This window comes from Hymenobacter gummosus (assembly GCF_003970915.1).
Classification (GTDB): Bacteria; Bacteroidota; Bacteroidia; order Cytophagales; family Hymenobacteraceae; genus Solirubrum; species Solirubrum gummosum.
Genome location: NZ_RXOF01000009.1, coordinates 165,239 through 180,780 on the forward strand (window position 1 = coordinate 165,239; position 15,542 = coordinate 180,780).

The following is a 15,542-nucleotide window of genomic DNA, read 5'->3' on the forward strand; positions in this document are numbered from 1 at the left end:
CTACCTGCTATCCGCCAGTAAGTCTTACCAGAGCCGTCGAGCTTTATCCACCCTAGCCCAACCCACCCGTATGACGCCCGCCGAACTGGAAGCCACGCCGTGCAAATCCGTGCAGGAGCTGCTGGAGCGTTACAGCGCCATTGCCTACGACAAGCAGAACGACCTGGCCGAGGTCATCGGGGAAAACAACTGGAACTTCGACATGGACGCGGGCACGATTTCGTTCGGGCCCGGGCTGGTGTTTCCGATGCAGATTATGGGCACGTTCTCCTACTCCTCGCGCACCTGGCTGTGGGCCTGGGCCAACACCCGGTCCGGCATTCCGGCGGCCCTGCTGCAGCAGGGCCGGCAGCTCAAAACCTACGGGGAGCAGCAGGAAATCGACCTGCTCAAGCACGACGCCGTGGACGCGGAGGAAAGCGACCTGCACCTCATCGGCACCATCGCCTCGGGTATGTTCGACGCCAGCGGCTACTACCTGGCCGACTACGGGCAAGGCGTGATGGTGCTGACGGTGAAAAGCCCGCTCATCGACGCGCAGCGCAAACGCGACTTTCCGCGGCTGCTGCACGCCTTTCCGCAGGCCATTTCCCTGTTTGAGATGCGCCACCGCCCCGCCTTTATCAGCTACGCCCGGCTGAAAGGCTACGAGCTGAGCGAAGGCGGCGCTACCGTCACGGCCCGCAGCGGCAGCACGCGCATCACCGCCACCTTCGACGACCTCGACCGGCTGACCAACCTGAACGGCACCAACGGCGCTGAATAGTAACCGGCGCTTCGGGCCGTCCGGCGGCCGATTTGGGCCACGGCGGGGCGGGCAGTAGCTTTGGCGCCGGGCTGATTCGGGAGTGGGTGGATTGGCACGGCGGCTTCTGACGACCCGGCCGGGCCAGGCCGCGGGCCCGTGGGCGCAACTTTGCCGGCCCGGGCGTACGTAAGGACGGGTATCAGGTGCCGTCGGCAGCGCATGTAAGCTGTCGGCGGCACGCTTTTGTAAGCCCGGCCTATGCACCGTACCCTGGAAATTACCGTTCCGCCTTCCGTTACCGATTCGCTTGGCCAGGAGCTGGGCCAGCTGGAAGAAGTTATCGGCCTGACCCTGCAGCGCGGCGGCTCCCTGAAGCCCGCCGGCGACGTGCTGACCGTGCACGTGCTCAACACCGGCGCCGACGAAGTGCTGCGCCGCGCCCGCGCCGCCGTGCCCGACCACCAGCAGCTGAGCGTGGTGACGGCCGAAGCCACCAGCTTTATCACCCCCGAAGACCACCACCTCGTGCGCGACGACCGGGACGAGGCCATTTGGGAGGAAATGGAAAGCGGGCTGCGGCACCAGGGGCGCATCACCGTCAATTACCTGCTGCTAATGGCCTTGGGCGGCATCATTGCCACCGTGGGGCTGGTATCCGAGCCGGTGCCGCAGGCGGTGGCCTTCGTGGCCTCGGCCATCATCGCGCCCGGCTTCGACCCCATGACCACCGTGGCCCTGGGCCTGGTGCTGCGCCGCTGGCCGCTGGTGCGGCGGGGCTTCGTTTCGGCGCTGGCCGGCTACGCGGCCCTCGTCGGAGCCGCTGCGGCCACTATGGCCGTCATGGTGTACACGGGCGAAGCCAACGCCGCCCTGCTGGCCGGCAACAAGGAAGTGCAGCACCTGGCCCACCCCATGCTGATGGAGCTGGTGGTGGCCGGGGCCGGGGCGCTGGCGGGCGTGGTGATGCTGGCCGCGTTCCGCCGCAGCTTCCAGGCCGGGCCGCTCATTGCCATGGCGTTTATCCCGGCGGCGGCGCTTATCGGGGCCGGGCCGGTGGTGGGCCACTGGGATTTGGCGGTGGAGGGCCTGGAGCGTTTCGGCGCCGACTGGGGCTTCATCCTGGCTCTGGGCACGCCCTTCCTGTGGCTGAAGCAACGCTTTCTGCACCGGCGGCAGCCGCTGGTATAGGCCCGAAGGGCGGGGTTGAGTTTGTCGGCGACGGAGTGTTTCTTTGGGGTCTATGCTGCTATCCTGGTTCCTGCTACTGCTGAATTGCTCCGCTCCGGCCACCCCAGCCGAGCTGGACTTGCGGGTAAACTACATGTATTACGCCTGCGAGCCGTGCACCGACAACTACCAGGTAGAAAGCAGCGCCACACCCCAGGGACGGGCGCTGGTTGGCCAGGACATAACCATTCTGTACGAGGGCCAGCCATTGGAAAGCACCCACGCTTTTCCCAGTTCCGTCCGGCCCGGGCGGGCGCGTTTTCGCATTTGGGGGCAGCTGCGGGCGCGCAGCTTATCCCAGTGGCTGTCTGGCGGCCGCACCATAGCAGCCCGGCGGGTGCAGTGGCTGGGCTAGGGCGTCCGCGGCAGCCGAATACAACGCCAACTAATTCCCCCGCCGTCACGATACGAATTGAAAAAGCCGGTCGGGGGCCAAACAGAATTTGTTTGACCCCCGACCGGCTCGCAGTTTCAGCGGCCCAACTCGTTGGCGTCGGCGGTGGGCGTGAGCAGTTGCTGCAGGGCGGGCGTGGCGGCCACGGTCTGGTCGAAGCATTCGGCGCGGTAGTACCGGTCGGTCTGCGGGTTCAGGCGGGTGAAGAGGGCTTTGCGGCTGCTGCTGTTGGGGCGGCGGTGCTCGGCGGCCGTTTCCTGGTAGATGATTTCCTTACCGGTTTTGGGCTGGGTAAACACCAGCACGTACACCCGCTGCATGCTAACCTGGTGCGTCTGCGGGTTGTAGCTCAGCAGCACCAGCTCTTCGTTCTGGTGGGCTTTGGCCGCGCTCAGGGCGGCGGGCATGTCCTTTTTCAGATAGGTCAGGGGCAGATTCAGTGCGCAGGTGCTCAGCTGCTGCTCACCAGGAAATAGCTCGGGCGCGGCCGGGGAAGCCGGGGTGCCGAGCAGCGGGGCCAGGGCGGCCCAGAAAACAAACGAAAACATGGTGGAAAGGCGGATAAGAAGGAGAATTAATCGGGCAGTTGGCTGATGTCGCGGGGCTCTACGCGGGGCTGCGCGTTCATGTGGTGGCGGTAGGCCGTCGACCGTTCGTAGGCCTTGATGCGCACCCGGTTGATGGAGCCCAGCGGCTGGTGCTCGGGCAGGCAGTGGAAGGGGTTAAACGACAGCTGGTCATCGGCAAACACCCGGCGGGCGGGGCTGAACGACTCCTGGGCCGGAATGACGAGGCGGCCCAGTGGCTGGTAAGGGCTTTGGTCCTGGGGCCAGTCCACCGAGCCGTCCTCCACGGGCATGGTCTGCAAGTCGGTGCTGAGCTGGGCGCGCAGCTCGTACTCGGCGCCCTGGGCGCGGAAAAACTCCTGCACCAGCTGACTCCAGCCCTCGGGCTCCTTGATGTCGACCTGCTGCCCGGCCAGGGCGCGCACGTTGTCCGACAGCGGGGCTACGCTGATTTTGGCCACGTACTCGCCGAAGCGGAGGGCGCCCAGCGTGGTGTAGGTTTCGCCGAGGATGTTATTCTTCGGGTGGGGCGGGGCAATCAGCGGCACTTCCTTCTTGATGCCCACGGCCTCCAGGGCCTGGTTGGCCAGCGTACCGGCTTCCGTGAGCAGGTTCTGCACTACGGGCGGGGTGTGCAGCATGATTTTCTCCTGGCGCAGCTGCAAATCGTGGTAGCTCTTGATGTCGCCGGTCGGAATGACCGTGTCGTTGACCATCAGGAAGTCCTGGGTGACTTCGTCGGCCTGCTCGGGCAGAAACTTGCGGCCCTCCACCCCGATGATTTTGACGGCCAGGCCCTTCACGGCCCAGTGCGTATCGGGGTTGATAGCGCCCGGCGCCGACGACAGCCGCAGAATTACCGGGTACACCCGGGCCTCGCGGAACAGGCCCTGGGCCAGGTGCGCGGGCAAATCGGGGTAGATGTGCAGCTCGCCGCGCAGCACGCCGTGGCTTTTGGCGTGGGCGTCGCGGATGGCGTGGCGGTTCTTTTCGAACATGAAGCGGTTGACCCGCGCCATCGACTCCACGGTTTCGTCGATGAGCTGCTGTTCGTTGGGTTGTTCTTGTTCGACGCCGTCGGCAAAGCGGACGTAGGCGGGCGTAGCGGAAGGGGGCATAGAAGACCTTTGCGGCAAAAGGATAACGGGCTTGCTTTTGTCTTACGCCCGGCCGCGGTATTGGTTGGTAGCGGGGCCGCGGCAGCCGAAACGTGCCTGTCGAACAAGCGGATAGCCGGGCCGGCATCTTCACGGAAGCATAATGCCCCGGTGCCCTGCACAACACAGTGGCGGCGCACCTTTGCCGCGGCTTAAGCCTCGGGCCGAAGCCGTTGTTTCTCCCGCCAACCAACCCCCATTGCGCCTATGAAAACGCTGCTGCAAACCTCAGCCCTGCTGGCCCTGCTGCTAATCGGGGCCGGCCGCCCGGTCACGGCCCAGGAGCCCCTCGGGCAGCCGGTGTGCCTCGATCAGCTGGCCGACTGCGTGTACCTGGTGCGCGTGAGCAACCCCGCCCAGCTGCCCAGCCGCCTGCAGCTGGTGCGCGCTGCCGACGGCGCCGTGCTCTACGAAAAAGCCAGCACCGCCCCCTCGTTCGGCGAAAAGCTCAACGTGCAGCAGCTGCCCGACGGCCGCTACGCCGTGGTGGTGCAGCGCGGCCCCGATATGCGCCGCTTCGCCCTCGATTTGCACACCACCCAGACGCGCAGTGCCCGGCTCATCAGCCTGGCCACGCCCCGGCCCTGACGGGTACGGCCAGGCACGCCAGACCCCCGGCTCATCAACAAGCGGCGCCCGTTGCCCCGCCCACTTCACAACAAAGCAGGCGGGGCAACGGGCGCACAGGCCGGACGGATGGGTAAGGCTAGGCCTTAGTTGTTCCGAATCGGCCGGTCGACGGTGATGACGCCCTTGCGGTGCTTGGCGGCCCGCCGCTCCTCGCGTTTGCGGGCTTTCAGGCTCTTTTTCTTCTCGTACTTCACGCCGTTGCGGGCCGCAATGCGCTTGTCGTTTTTCTTGGCCTTGCGCGAGGCTTTGCGCAGGGTGCGGCGCCGCTTGTAGTTGCCGCCGTGCGGGCGGCGAATCAGCTGCGCCACGCCGAGGACACTTTCGGCCCCGGGCGGCTGTAGCAGGGCATCTGAGGCAGCTTCAGCATCGGGCAGCAGCAGGCTGAAGCAAAAGAACAGAAGTAAAAGCCGGACCATACGCTGTGACGAAAAAGGGGTGACAGAAAAGATGAGTAGGCATCTGAATAATAAATAAAAAATATATTTAATGCAATTGTGTATTGGTTAAATTCATTTTTGCTTCCTCCAGTGCTATTGTCGAGCAGCTGGGGCTGACAACTGAAGCACGCCTGCCGTCAACGCGCGGACGCCCGGCCCGGCGCCCGCGAGGAACTGCCAGACCGGGCGCCGGAAGAAAACGGAGGAGCAAGAGGCTGGCGGCTACTGCCCCGCCGGCCCGACGGCGGGCTGCTGAGCCTGGAGCCGGGCTACCTGCTGCTTGAGCACGAGCAGGTCGGCGTGGTCGGCCTGCAGGGCGCTGTTCTGGTGGCGCAGCTGCTCAATCTGCCGCTGCTGCTCTTTCAGGGCCTCGATGAGCACGGGCGCGAGCTGGGCGTAGTTGACGGCCTTGTAGCCCTGCGCGTCGGTGCTGACCAGCTCGGGAAATACCGTTTCTACTTCCTGCGCCAGCAGGCCAATCTGCTCCCCCTGGGGCAGGTTCAGGGCCGGGTACTGGGCGTGGCGGAAGGTGTAGCGCACCCCGCGCAGGGCCTGCACCCGCGCCAGCGCCCCGCCCAGCGGCCGGATTTGCTCTTTCAGGCGCTGGTCGGAAGTCGTGTTGACGGCGCCCACGCAGCGGATGGCCCCGTTCACATCCAGCTTGAAGCCGGGCGTGGTGGTGCCGATGCCCACGTTGCCGCTGCTGCTGGCGTACAGGGCCTGCGAGCCGGCCCCCACCCGGTACGCCACCGAAAAGGCCATATCGTAATTCGAGCTGGAGAATCCGTCGCGCCACTCCTGCCCGCCGCTGTACGGATTGCTGGTGGAGAGCTGCAGCGGGCACTGGCCGCTCAGGTCGAACAGGAAGGTGTACGTACCGGCGGCTACGGTCAGCGGCGTGCTGAGCGCCACGGCAAATTCGCCGGTGTTGTTGGCCGGCAGCGTAAAGCTCTGGGTGTAGAGCTGGGTGCCAGCGGTGCCATTGCCCTGGTACACGCGCAGCGTCCCGGTCAGGGCGTTGTTGGCGTAGGGCTGGAAGCCAATGCTGGTAAGGGCGCCGGCGCTGGGCATGGTGAACGACTGCCCCAGTCGGGTGCCGCTGGTGGCCACACCGGTGTAGGGCTGACTGATCAGCTCCAGCGTGCCGGCGGTGCTGCCTACCAGGAAGTCGCCGTTGACGGTGAGCGTGTTGCCGGGCGCGGCGGTGCCCACGCCGAGGCGGCCGCTGGCGTCGTCCCAGAACAGCTTGCCGGTATTCTGGGCCAGCGTCGAGCCGTTGCTGAACAGCACCGCGCCGCTGCTCAGGCTGGGCAGGGTAAACTTATTGCTGAAGGCCGTGTAGTCGGCCGCGCTGAGCACGCCGGGCTGGCTGCCGCTGGCCGTGGCCACGGTGAGCGGACTGGCGCTGGTGCCGCTGCCGCTGAGCGGGCTGCTGGCCGTGAGGCCCGCGGCGGCCGTGCTGGCGGTGGTTTGCTTGGTGCCGTCGGGGAAGATCAGGCCGCTGCCGCCGCCGCTGAGCAGCACGTTGCCGGCCACTTCCAGCCGCTGGCCGGGCGCCGTGGTACCGATGCCCACGTTGCCGGTGCTGCTGGCGTACAGGGCCTGCACCGAAGCGGCCTGGTAGCTGACGGCAAAGGTGAGGTCGTAAGCGGGGTACGGGTACCCGTCGGCAACCAGGCGGCCGCCGGCGTAGGAATTGGTGCTGGTGCCGTAGAAGTTGCACTGCGAGCCGAATTCGAACTGGAACGTGTAGCTGCCCGCCGCTACCGCCAGCGGCGTCGTCAGCGTTACCACGTAGTCGCCGTTGTGGTTGTTGGGCACCGATACGCTCTGGGTGTGCAGCGGGGTAGCACTGGTGCCGTCGCCCGGGTAGATGCGCAGCGTACCGCCCGTGGGGGCAGTGCCGTAGGGCTGAAACGCAACGCTGGTAATGGAGGCCGCGCCGGGCATGGTGAAGGACTGGCCGACGCGGTTGCTGCCCATGGCGGCGCTTTTAGTGGCCTGGCTGATCTGGCCGCCGCCGGCAGTAGTGGCCACTTTGAAGTCGCCGTTGACGTCGAGCCTGGCCGCGGGCGTGGTGGTGCCGATGCCCACGTTCTGGGCCTGCGCGCCGACGGACGCGCCGAGCAGGCCGCCCAGCAACAGGGCGGTTAATCGGGGAAAGAAGTTGTTCATAGCGTGAGAAAAGGTGGAGCGGAGGGGGCGGTAGAGCCCGGCACAAAGGAACCGGCCCCCCGCGGCTTTTCTATCCCATGATCGGGTGAGCCGCCGGGGCTTCGCGGGGCCTTTTTATGCGCATTTGATGCGAGGCGGGTCTAGGCGTCCGGCTCGGCAAGCCGCCGGAGCCGCCGCCGGGTCGGTTGCGGGCACCGGCTGCCCCGGCTCCTGGCATGGGCGCCGCAGCCAGGTACGGAACGCACGCCGTCATCCGGTTTTTTTTCGCCGGAATGCTACGGGCTGGCAAATATGCAATGCCGGGCAAGCAACGGGTGAAGAAGGACTTACGACTATACGAATGTTTTCGTGGATGCCAGTCGGGCTTCCACTTTCCAACCACTTCCAACCCTTTTTGCCCAACGCTATGAAAACGCTCATCATTTCCGCTTCCCGCCTCCTGCTGCTGGCCGCCGGGCTCGGCCTGGGTGCCAGCCAGCCGGCCGCCGCCCAATCGGCCGCCCGCCCTCAGCCCGTGTGCGTCGACCAGGTAGGCCCGTTTTCCTACTTGGTGCGGGTCAGCAACCCCTCGCGCGTCTGGAGCTACATTCAACTCACCAACCCGAAAACCAATCAGACTTTCTTCCAGCGCTACAGCAAAGGCCACACGTTCGGCAACCGCCTGAACGTACAGAACCTGCCCGACGGCGAGTATGCCTTTCAGGTAAAAGTGGGCAAGGACGTGTACAACTACACCCTGGACATCCACTCCACGCACGACCGTACCGCCCGGCTGGGGATGGTGACGACCATGGCGCTGGCCTCGAGCAGCCAGCAACGCAAGCCCTGAAGCAACTGCCAAACAGACTCCGAACACACCGCGGCCCGGTAGCACATTGCGCTACCGGGCCGCGGTGTGTTCGGGCAGGCGGGGCTTACAGGGCCGCCGTGAGGGCCGCGGTCTTGGGCAGGCGCACTTTGATGGTGCGGATGGCCACCGGCTGCCCGGCCGCGGCTACTTCCATAGTGTAGCGGTAGGTCTGCGCGCCCACGGTCATGGTAAGGGCGTAACGACCGGCCGGCAAGTCGCGGAAGTTGAAGCGGTGGCCGTAGGCCTCGGCCGCAAATGCCTCGTCGAACAGGGGCTGACCGTTGGACAGCCGCACCACCTGCACCCGGCCGCTAAGCCGGGCGGGGTTGTCGATGCGGACGCGGATGTTCTCGTGGTCGAGGGCCTGCACCGATGCTGGCGGTTCGGCGGGGGCGGCAGTGGCAGTCAGCGGGGCGGCCAGGGCAGCCAAGAGAGAAGCGGGGGCAAGCAAGCGTTTCATAGCAGTGTTGGGAAAAAAGGTAGACGGAAAGGCAACTGCCTCCCAGACGCCACCGCCCGGGCCAAGGGTTGCCTGGCAGCTCAGGGCCGCTGGCGGCCGGGGTGTACGGTTTCGGGCAGGGGCGTCTGGGAGGCCTCAAGCTACCGCCAAGCCGCGTGCCGGAATCGTAGTCGTTTGACTTGCAATCAATTGCGTGCTTGGCGGCCGATGGGCGTTGCTGAAAACCTGTCCGCAAGCGGACGATTGTCCATTTGCGGACTGTAGACCCGGCCAAAACCGCCACCCGAAGGGCGTTGCCACCCCGGCCCGCGGCCCGGCCACTGGTAGTTGCCTGCCCAAACCGGCAGTTGCCGCCGAAACGAAAAAAATATTAGCGCCGAGCAATTATTAAAAACCGCTCGGAAAGCCCGGAAATGAGGTTTTGGTATGCTTTTGCGAAGACGTCACATAATTATGTGAGGGGGGCTCAGGCAACGGTTGAAGCCGGATTTGCGCCTAGTGGTCAGAAGCGCCGCTCAGCTAATCCGGCCGGTCGGTACGCTTTCATCACCCACTCTTTTTCTGCCCACGCTATGAAAACCCTTCGTCAACAAGCCCCCCGTTTCGTCCTGCTGGCCGCCTTCGCCGCCCTCGGCTTCACTGCTCCGGCTCAGGCCGCTACCCCCGCCGAAAATGGCCAGCCGGTCTGCGTCGATAAAGTAGCCGATTTCACTTACCTCGTGCGGGTGAGCAACCCCGCCCAGCGCCGCGCCCGCCTGCAAGTAGTGCGCATCAGCGACGGGGCCGTGCTGCACGAGGAAAGCAGCCGCAAGCCTTCGTTCGGCGAGAAACTCAACGTAAAGCAGTTGCCCGACGGGGACTACGCGCTGGTAGTGGAGCTCAACAACACGACCCACCGCTACCCCATCAACCTGCGCACCACCGTGCAGCGCAACACCATGGTGAGCCTGGCCACGCCGGAAGTCCGCTAGGGTCGTCTGCCCCCAATGAAAAGCCCGGCCCCCGTCAGCTGACGGAGGCCGGGCTTTCATTTGGACGACGCCGGCCGTTAGTTGCGCACGGGCGGGTCCACGGTGATGACGCCCTTGCGGCGCGGCGCCTTCTTGCGCTCCAGGCGGGCTTTGCGGCGGGCCCGGCGCAGGCGGCGGCGGCGGCCGTAGCGCTTGTAGCGCGGGCGCGGCACTTTCTGCGCGACGGTCAGCGTGGTGGCGGGGGCGGTGGCTTCGGCTTCTGCCGCGAGCGTGGCCGCTTCACCGTCGAGTACGGCCAGGCAGATGCCAAGCCAAAGGAGGAAAACTCTGAGCATAGAAAAAAGTAAAAAACTCGGCTGTGAGCGTGCTTGGAGTGTGTTTTGTCATGGGAATAATCCCATAACGCTAGCATACTCGGTACAAAGTAAGCGCTCCGCCGCGAGAAACCCATCTAAGAAGTGCAACGGCGGAGCGGTTGGCCGCCAGCATCTTAGTTTTGGCCCTTGAGCCCGGCCGCGGGCCCACTCATTCACCGAGTCTATTTGTTCTTTCCCCGCCGCATGCATCCCTGGCCCGATATCGACTCCCTGCGCGCGGGTACGGCGCGGCAGCAGCAAGCCTACGCCGCCCTGCAACAGCTGCAGTTGCTGCCCCTGCTGCGCGACTTCGGCCCGGTGCTGGCCGGTACCATTCCGCTGGCCGTCGACGTGGCCGGTAGTGACCTGGACGTAATTTGTGAGGTGGGGCCGGCGCAGCAGGCGCGGTTTCGGGCGCTGCTGCTGGCGCACTGCGGGCAGTATCCTGGCTTCCGGTGGCAGCAGCTGGCGGTGCGCGGGCAGGCCTCGGTGCTGTGCAGCTTTCGAGCCGCCGGCTTCGACTGGGAAATCTTCGGGCAAGCCCAGCCGGCGGCCCGGCAGTACGCGGTGCGGCACCTGGCCGTGGAGCACCGCGTGCTCCAGCTCGGCGGCGAGGCGTGGCGCCGGGCCGTGCAGCAGCTCAAGCAGCAAGGCCTGAAAACCGAGCCCGCCTTCGCGCAGCTGCTGCAGCTCGGCGGCGACGCGTACGAAGCCCTGCTGGAGCTGGAAACCTGGCCCGACGAGCAGCTGCGGGCCCGCATGGCCGCCGCCCGGCTGTAGGGCTCCGGCCGCGCGTACTCCGGTGGCGGCCGGGCCTGGCGCGGGCAGCCGCGGGTATGCTACTTTATATAGAGCAGCAGCGGCTGGGGGCTGCGGGCAATGTAGCGGCCAAGCACTTTCAGGAAGGCCGGGTTGACGGTGGGGCAGCCCTGGCTGCGGCAGATGGGCCCGAGTTGGGGCTCGGCGGGCACGCAGCCGTGGCCGTGCAGCACAATGTTGCGCTCGAAGATGCGGCTGTTGCTGGGCTGCAGCCCCACCAGCTTGTAGGCCCGCCCGAAAGTGCCGGTGTAGGCGTAGCTGACCTTGACCAGCCCCCGCGAGCTGCAGTGCGAGTCGACCACGTTGGAGTAGATGACGCGGCCCTGTTCGTCGGTGCGGCCGCTGCAGCACAGGCCCTGGTCCAGAATGCGCCGGCGCTTCAGATCGAGCACGAAAAAGCGGGGCTGACCCGAGGGGCGCGTCAGATCGAGGTAAAAGGCAGTGCGGCGGTTGTACGGGCCCTTGGCGTAGGGCTTGAGCTGGTCTACGTAGCGCCCCACGGGCGGCGGCTCGGGCGCCCCCACGGGACTGGTGTAATCGGTATAGCAGCCGGCCAGGGCCAGCAGGCCGAGGGCGGACAGCCCCTGCCGGGGCCGAATCGGAAAACGCATACAATCAAAGCGTAAGAGCCCGCAAGATGCGCGGCGACGGGCAGGAATCCTACCCCGCCTGCGCCCCCAGCCAAGCTTCGGCCTCGGCCTCGGTTTCGAAGGAGCGGTACACCAGCGGCAGGCCCTGCACGTGGGTCGTCACGTAGGCCGTGGCCAGGCGGGTGAGTACGTCGCGGGCCACCACCACGGCCCCGAAGCGGTACCCGGCTTCCTGCACGGCCCGGGGCAGCCATTGCTCGGCTATCCAGCGCTGCTCCTCCACGCTGAAGGGCAGCATCACCTGCTGATTGATGAGCACGCGCCCCCAGCCGCGGCGGCGCAGCACCTCGGCCAGGTGCGTAAACACCACCTGCGTGTCGCCGAAGGTGCGGGGGGCGGCTTTCCAGTACAGGTGCACAAAGCCCGCGGCGTCCTCGCTCAGGCGGGCAGCGGCGTTTTCAAAGTAGGGGACAGATGAAGGCGGCATCAGAAGCGCGAAGGTAGGCAGCGCGGCGGCTTGCGCGCATCGGTAACCTGGGCGGAGCCGCGGCCCCGGGCTGTAGGCACCGGGCGGGGCTGGCAAACAGGGCGTTTGGGCACTGGGTAGCCCGGTCGTCGCGGTAGCGGGTATCCTGGCAGAAAGCGGCTTACTGCTGGCCTTGCAGGTTTTCGGGCGTGGTGGGGACTTCCACGTTAGGCGTCTGCGGGAAGGCCAGAAAGTGCGTGACGCGGGGCGGCTCGGGGCCGCGGTGGAAGCGCCGCACCTGGGCCTGCACCGCCAGGTCGTCGCGGGTGAAGCGGTGGTGCTGGCGCACATGCTCGCCCCAGGTGGCCACGTAGAAAAACTCGGTCAGGGCCTCGGGGCGCAGCACATCGGTAAAGACGCCGGCGCGCAGGGCGCCGTCGCGCAGGCGCAGGCGGGTAAGCTGGGCCACGGCCTGACGGAAGGCGGGCTGGTCGGCCAGGGCCACCTGGTACTCCACCATCACCACCACCGGCCCGTCGTCGGGGTCGATGCTGCTGGCCGCCTCGGGGGCCTGCCAGTTGTTGGCCGGGGCCAGGTCGAGGTTGTCGGCGGGGCGCATGGGGAACGGCAGGGCCAGCAGCATGCTCAGGCCGGCCCAGGCCGCCGCGCCCAGCAGCGCCGGCACCAGCCCGATCCGGTCGGCCAGCTCGCCCCACACCACGCTGCCCAGCGCCAGCCCGGCCTGAAACACCAGCATGTACATGCTCACCACCCGGGCCTGCACCCACTTGGGCACGTGCAGCTGCACCGAGGTGCTGAACGAGGTCATGGCCATCAGCCAGGCCACCCCGGAGAGGAACATCACCGGGAACAGCCAGTACTCCGAGGGCACCAGGGCCAGGCTCACGTTGGTGCCCACAAATACCAGCGTGCCCAGCAGGGCGCGCTGGTTGAAGTTGAGCCGGTGCCCGATGCGCCCGATCAGGAAAGCGCCCGTAATGGCCCCGGCGCCCAGCCACGACAGCAGCACGCCGTAGGAGCCGGAGCTCAGGCCCAGCCGCCGGGCCGCCACCACCGAGAGCAGGGCCCACATGGCCGAGGCCCCGAACGAGAAGGCGAAGGTGCGCACCAGCACCGCGTAGATGGCCGGGGAGTAGCGCACGTAGCGCAGCCCCGCCCGCAGGGCCCCGGTAAAGTTTTCGGCCGGGCCGCTGCTGGTTTCCGTTACGCGCCGCCAGCGGTATACCACCACCCAGGTGCCCACGAAGGAGAGGCCGTTGAGCAAAAACACGTAGCCCGGCGAGTAGTAGGCAATAATGAGCCCGCCCACGGCCGGCCCGATGGCCCGGGCAATGTTGTTGCTGACCCCGTTCAGGGTAATGGCGAAGGGTAGCACCGGCCGCGGCACCAGCTCCGTCGGAATCGTCTGCCACACCGGGGCATTCAGCGCCGCCCCGATGCCGAGCAGAAACGTGAAACCCAGCACGCCCAGGGCCGATACCTGCCCGCTGAGCGTGAGGCCGCCCAGCGCGAAGGCCACCACGCCCATAAAGCCCTGGGTGAAGAGCAGCATGCGGCGGCGGTCAATCAGGTCGCCGAGGGCGCCGGCGGGCATGCTCAGCAGGAAAGCGGGCAGGGAGGTAGCCGTTTGCATCAGGGCCACCAGCAGGGCCGAGGTGGTGAGCGTGGTGACCAGCCACACGCCGGCCACGTTTTGCATCCAGGTGCCCACGTTCGATACCACCGAGGCCAGCCAGATGGTGCGAAACAAGGAGTAGGTGAGGGGCGTCCAGAGCTTAACCGGGGCATCGGCCGGCACGGAGGCAGCGGAGGTGGTACTCATAGAGGGCAGGCCGCGGGCGCCGCAGGCAGTAGGGCGCGCCGTGCTGCCTACGAGCTACCCGCCGGGCGGGGTTGCTGAGGAGCTAACCCGCAGGCCCCGCCCGCGGTTTGGCCGGGCAGGCAATGATTTCATAATTAGGCCCCGATGGACCCGGCCGCTAGTTTTGGCCTCCGGGTTGCCCCAGCGGCCTGCTTGCCCATGCGTCTGCTTGCCCTGCCCGCCTTGCTGCTGACTTTGCTCACGACTGCGCCCGCGCGGGCCCAGACGGCCCCGCGCCCGGTGCTCAGCGGCCGGGTGGTCAACAGCGCCCGGCAGCCCCTGGCCGGCGTGAGCGTGCTGGTGCAGGGCAGCACCCTGGGCACCAGCACCAACTCCGACGGCCTGTTTCTGCTCGAAAACCTGCCCGCCGGCCCGCACACCCTGCGCTTCGACCTCAGCGGCTTCGTCATCACCGACGTGGCCGTGACGGATACCACCCGCCAGCCCCTGCAGGTGCGCCTGGTATCCACGCGGCCGCCGGTACGCAGCCGCCCGCGCCGCAACTAACGGCTGCGAGGGAGAGGCGTAGCCTTTGGTCACCAGGTAGTTAACGCGCCGCCCGGCATTCTGTTGCAAATAGCCGGCCGCCTTAAGCCGGCAGCTCCAGCAGCAGCAGCAGCGCGTCGTTGCTGAGGGCTTCTACTTCGATTTCGGCCGCGTCCCACAGGGCCAGCCCGTCTTTTTCGTGCAGCAGCCGGCCCTCGGCCTCGAAAGCCCCGGCCAGCACGAAGGCCACCACCTGCGCCCCCGGCTGCGGCCGGTACACGGCCTCGTGGCGGCCGGCAAAGCGGCCGAGGCTCAGGCCCAAGGGCCAGCCGGCGCTTAGCGGCACGAGCGGAGCCAGTTGGTTGGCCAGGGCCGCGGGCTCGAAGCTGAAAAGTGGCGTCGGCGCGGCCGGCGCGTCGGCGTCGGCGCGCAGCCACAGGTGCAGAAAGCTGATAACGTCCCCGGCGTACGGATTCCGAAAGCTCAGCGGCTGCCCGGCGGCCACCGGCAGTACGCGCACTTCGCCCACGTCGGTGGTGGTGGGCACGCCGCTGCCCAGGCGGGCCTGCACGGCGCCGGTAATGGGCAGCAGCAGCACGTACCCCGCCGATTCGGCCGTCAAAGTCACCTGCTGGCCGCCGGCCAGCAGCTCCTCGTTCAGGGCCAGCAGGCGGCCCACTGGCCCGCGGTCCGGGTGCTGGTAGGCCCCGAAGCTCAGGGTGCAGTGGCGCCGGAACTGCGCGCTTTCGACGAGGCCGCGCTGGTCAGCCAGAAAAATCTTGCCCGGAATCAGCGTGCTCATGGTCAGTCGGCTGTTTGCAGGGAGTGAATAATCAGGTAGGGCTGCAGCTGAAACATATTGGTCAGCAGCTCCGGGCCGCTGGCCTGGGCGTCCGACACGAGCAGGTAGGAGCCTACCGTGTCGTGCCAGCGCAGCGGCTCGGAGTAGAAATTCACCGCCACCTGGTGCCGCGACTTGTCCAGCACGTCGGAGTTGATGATTTCAAACTGAAACTTGGAGAAGCGCAGGAAGTGCCGGCCCAGGTTGTCGAGGATGTCGGGCACCAGCCCGTTGAGCTGCTGCAGATACCCGCGCACCGCCGCGCTGACCAGAAAATGCAGCTGCTCGGCCCCCGGCGCGTGCTGCAAGAGCTGCCCGAAGGTGCGGTACTTCTTTTCCTGGTTGAAATACTGGGCTTGCATCCGAAACTCCTGGTAGGTATCCTCAAACACCAGCTTGTCCCACGGATGCGCGGAGCCGGCGTCGATAACCTTGCGGTAGCAGAGCGTGATAAGGCGAGACATGAGGTGACTGAGTGATTGAGTGA

19 protein-coding genes are annotated in these 15,542 nt (G+C 66.7%); 8 read left to right on the forward strand and 11 right to left on the reverse strand.

Annotated elements, in window-relative coordinates; all coding sequences use genetic code 11:
• Window positions 1-70: 70 nt before the first annotated feature.
• The 3 genes from EJV47_RS16285 to EJV47_RS16295 all read left to right on the forward strand — a co-directional run bounded on the left by EJV47_RS16285 (window position 71) and on the right by EJV47_RS16295 (window position 2,330).
• Window positions 71-766 carry a DUF6882 domain-containing protein gene (locus tag EJV47_RS16285; RefSeq protein ID WP_126694233.1) on the forward strand — a complete coding sequence of 232 codons (696 nt, stop codon included), beginning with the start codon at window positions 71-73 and terminating at the stop codon, window positions 764-766.
• A 240-nt stretch (window positions 767-1,006) separates the two neighbouring features.
• Window positions 1,007-1,936 carry a DUF389 domain-containing protein gene (locus EJV47_RS16290; protein ID WP_126694234.1) on the forward strand — a complete coding sequence of 310 codons (930 nt, stop codon included), beginning with the start codon at window positions 1,007-1,009 and terminating at the stop codon, window positions 1,934-1,936.
• A gap of 52 nt (window positions 1,937-1,988) precedes the next feature.
• Complete coding sequence (locus EJV47_RS16295) at window positions 1,989-2,330, forward strand: hypothetical protein (RefSeq protein WP_126694235.1); 342 nt, start codon at window positions 1,989-1,991, stop codon at window positions 2,328-2,330.
• Window positions 2,331-2,446: 116 nt separating this feature from the next.
• Here the strand turns inward: EJV47_RS16295 and EJV47_RS16300 are convergent, their stop codons facing one another.
• Both EJV47_RS16300 and EJV47_RS16305 read right to left on the reverse strand, forming a co-directional pair.
• Window positions 2,447-2,917: a hypothetical protein gene (locus EJV47_RS16300; RefSeq protein ID WP_126694236.1), complete on the reverse strand. Its 471-nt coding sequence runs from the start codon at window positions 2,915-2,917 to the stop codon at window positions 2,447-2,449.
• A 26-nt stretch (window positions 2,918-2,943) separates the two neighbouring features.
• Window positions 2,944-4,053: a catalase family protein gene (locus EJV47_RS16305; RefSeq protein WP_126694237.1), complete on the reverse strand. Its 1,110-nt coding sequence runs from the start codon at window positions 4,051-4,053 to the stop codon at window positions 2,944-2,946.
• A gap of 246 nt (window positions 4,054-4,299) precedes the next feature.
• Here EJV47_RS16305 and EJV47_RS16310 point away from each other — a divergent pair, with 246 nt between their 5' ends.
• Complete coding sequence (locus EJV47_RS16310) at window positions 4,300-4,680, forward strand: hypothetical protein (RefSeq protein WP_126694238.1); 381 nt, start codon at window positions 4,300-4,302, stop codon at window positions 4,678-4,680.
• 125 nt (window positions 4,681-4,805) lie between these two features.
• On the opposite strand, the gene EJV47_RS16315 is transcribed toward EJV47_RS16310, so the two are convergent.
• A complete protein-coding gene (locus EJV47_RS16315; RefSeq protein ID WP_126694239.1) occupies window positions 4,806-5,138 on the reverse strand; it encodes a hypothetical protein in 333 nt (110 codons plus the stop codon).
• Between the two features lie 243 nt (window positions 5,139-5,381).
• Window positions 5,382-7,334: a tail fiber domain-containing protein gene (locus EJV47_RS16320; RefSeq protein WP_126694240.1), complete on the reverse strand. Its 1,953-nt coding sequence runs from the start codon at window positions 7,332-7,334 to the stop codon at window positions 5,382-5,384.
• Window positions 7,335-7,740: 406 nt separating this feature from the next.
• Between EJV47_RS16320 and EJV47_RS16325 the strand changes: the two genes are divergently transcribed.
• Window positions 7,741-8,163 carry a hypothetical protein gene (locus tag EJV47_RS16325; protein WP_126694241.1) on the forward strand — a complete coding sequence of 141 codons (423 nt, stop codon included), beginning with the start codon at window positions 7,741-7,743 and terminating at the stop codon, window positions 8,161-8,163.
• A gap of 85 nt (window positions 8,164-8,248) precedes the next feature.
• Here the strand turns inward: EJV47_RS16325 and EJV47_RS16330 are convergent, their stop codons facing one another.
• Window positions 8,249-8,644, reverse strand: a complete 396-nt coding sequence (locus EJV47_RS16330) for a hypothetical protein (protein ID WP_126694242.1) — start codon at window positions 8,642-8,644, stop codon at window positions 8,249-8,251.
• A 572-nt stretch (window positions 8,645-9,216) separates the two neighbouring features.
• On the opposite strand from EJV47_RS16330, the gene EJV47_RS16335 reads away from it, so the two are divergent.
• Window positions 9,217-9,615, forward strand: coding sequence for a hypothetical protein (locus tag EJV47_RS16335; RefSeq protein ID WP_126694243.1), 399 nt, complete (start codon window positions 9,217-9,219; stop codon window positions 9,613-9,615).
• Window positions 9,616-9,692: 77 nt separating this feature from the next.
• Here EJV47_RS16335 and EJV47_RS16340 read toward each other — a convergent pair whose 3' ends face one another.
• Window positions 9,693-9,950, reverse strand: coding sequence for a hypothetical protein (locus tag EJV47_RS16340; RefSeq protein WP_126694244.1), 258 nt, complete (start codon window positions 9,948-9,950; stop codon window positions 9,693-9,695).
• Between the two features lie 225 nt (window positions 9,951-10,175).
• On the opposite strand from EJV47_RS16340, the gene EJV47_RS16345 reads away from it, so the two are divergent.
• Complete coding sequence (locus EJV47_RS16345; protein WP_126694245.1) at window positions 10,176-10,751, forward strand: DUF4269 domain-containing protein; 576 nt, start codon at window positions 10,176-10,178, stop codon at window positions 10,749-10,751.
• A 59-nt stretch (window positions 10,752-10,810) separates the two neighbouring features.
• On the opposite strand, the gene EJV47_RS16350 is transcribed toward EJV47_RS16345, so the two are convergent.
• The 3 genes from EJV47_RS16350 to EJV47_RS16360 form a co-directional block, all read right to left on the reverse strand.
• Entirely contained in the window at window positions 10,811-11,401 is a 591-nt protein-coding gene (locus EJV47_RS16350) for a murein L,D-transpeptidase catalytic domain-containing protein (protein ID WP_126694246.1), read from the reverse strand.
• Window positions 11,402-11,450: 49 nt separating this feature from the next.
• Window positions 11,451-11,867 carry a hypothetical protein gene (locus tag EJV47_RS16355; protein WP_126694247.1) on the reverse strand — a complete coding sequence of 139 codons (417 nt, stop codon included), beginning with the start codon at window positions 11,865-11,867 and terminating at the stop codon, window positions 11,451-11,453.
• A gap of 160 nt (window positions 11,868-12,027) precedes the next feature.
• A complete protein-coding gene (locus EJV47_RS16360) occupies window positions 12,028-13,689 on the reverse strand; it encodes an MFS transporter (RefSeq protein WP_126694248.1) in 1,662 nt (553 codons plus the stop codon).
• Window positions 13,690-13,887: 198 nt separating this feature from the next.
• Here EJV47_RS16360 and EJV47_RS16365 point away from each other — a divergent pair, with 198 nt between their 5' ends.
• The gene (locus tag EJV47_RS16365; protein ID WP_165903790.1) at window positions 13,888-14,235 is read left to right on the forward strand and encodes a carboxypeptidase-like regulatory domain-containing protein; all 348 of its coding nucleotides are present in this window, start codon (window positions 13,888-13,890) and stop codon (window positions 14,233-14,235) included.
• An 82-nt stretch (window positions 14,236-14,317) separates the two neighbouring features.
• Here EJV47_RS16365 and EJV47_RS16370 read toward each other — a convergent pair whose 3' ends face one another.
• Together EJV47_RS16370 and EJV47_RS16375 are read right to left on the reverse strand one after the other, a co-directional pair.
• Entirely contained in the window at window positions 14,318-15,016 is a 699-nt protein-coding gene (locus tag EJV47_RS16370; protein WP_126694250.1) for a pirin family protein, read from the reverse strand.
• 2 nt (window positions 15,017-15,018) lie between these two features.
• The gene (locus EJV47_RS16375; RefSeq protein ID WP_126694251.1) at window positions 15,019-15,519 is read right to left on the reverse strand and encodes a hypothetical protein; all 501 of its coding nucleotides are present in this window, start codon (window positions 15,517-15,519) and stop codon (window positions 15,019-15,021) included.
• Between the last annotated feature and the right edge of the window lie 23 nt (window positions 15,520-15,542).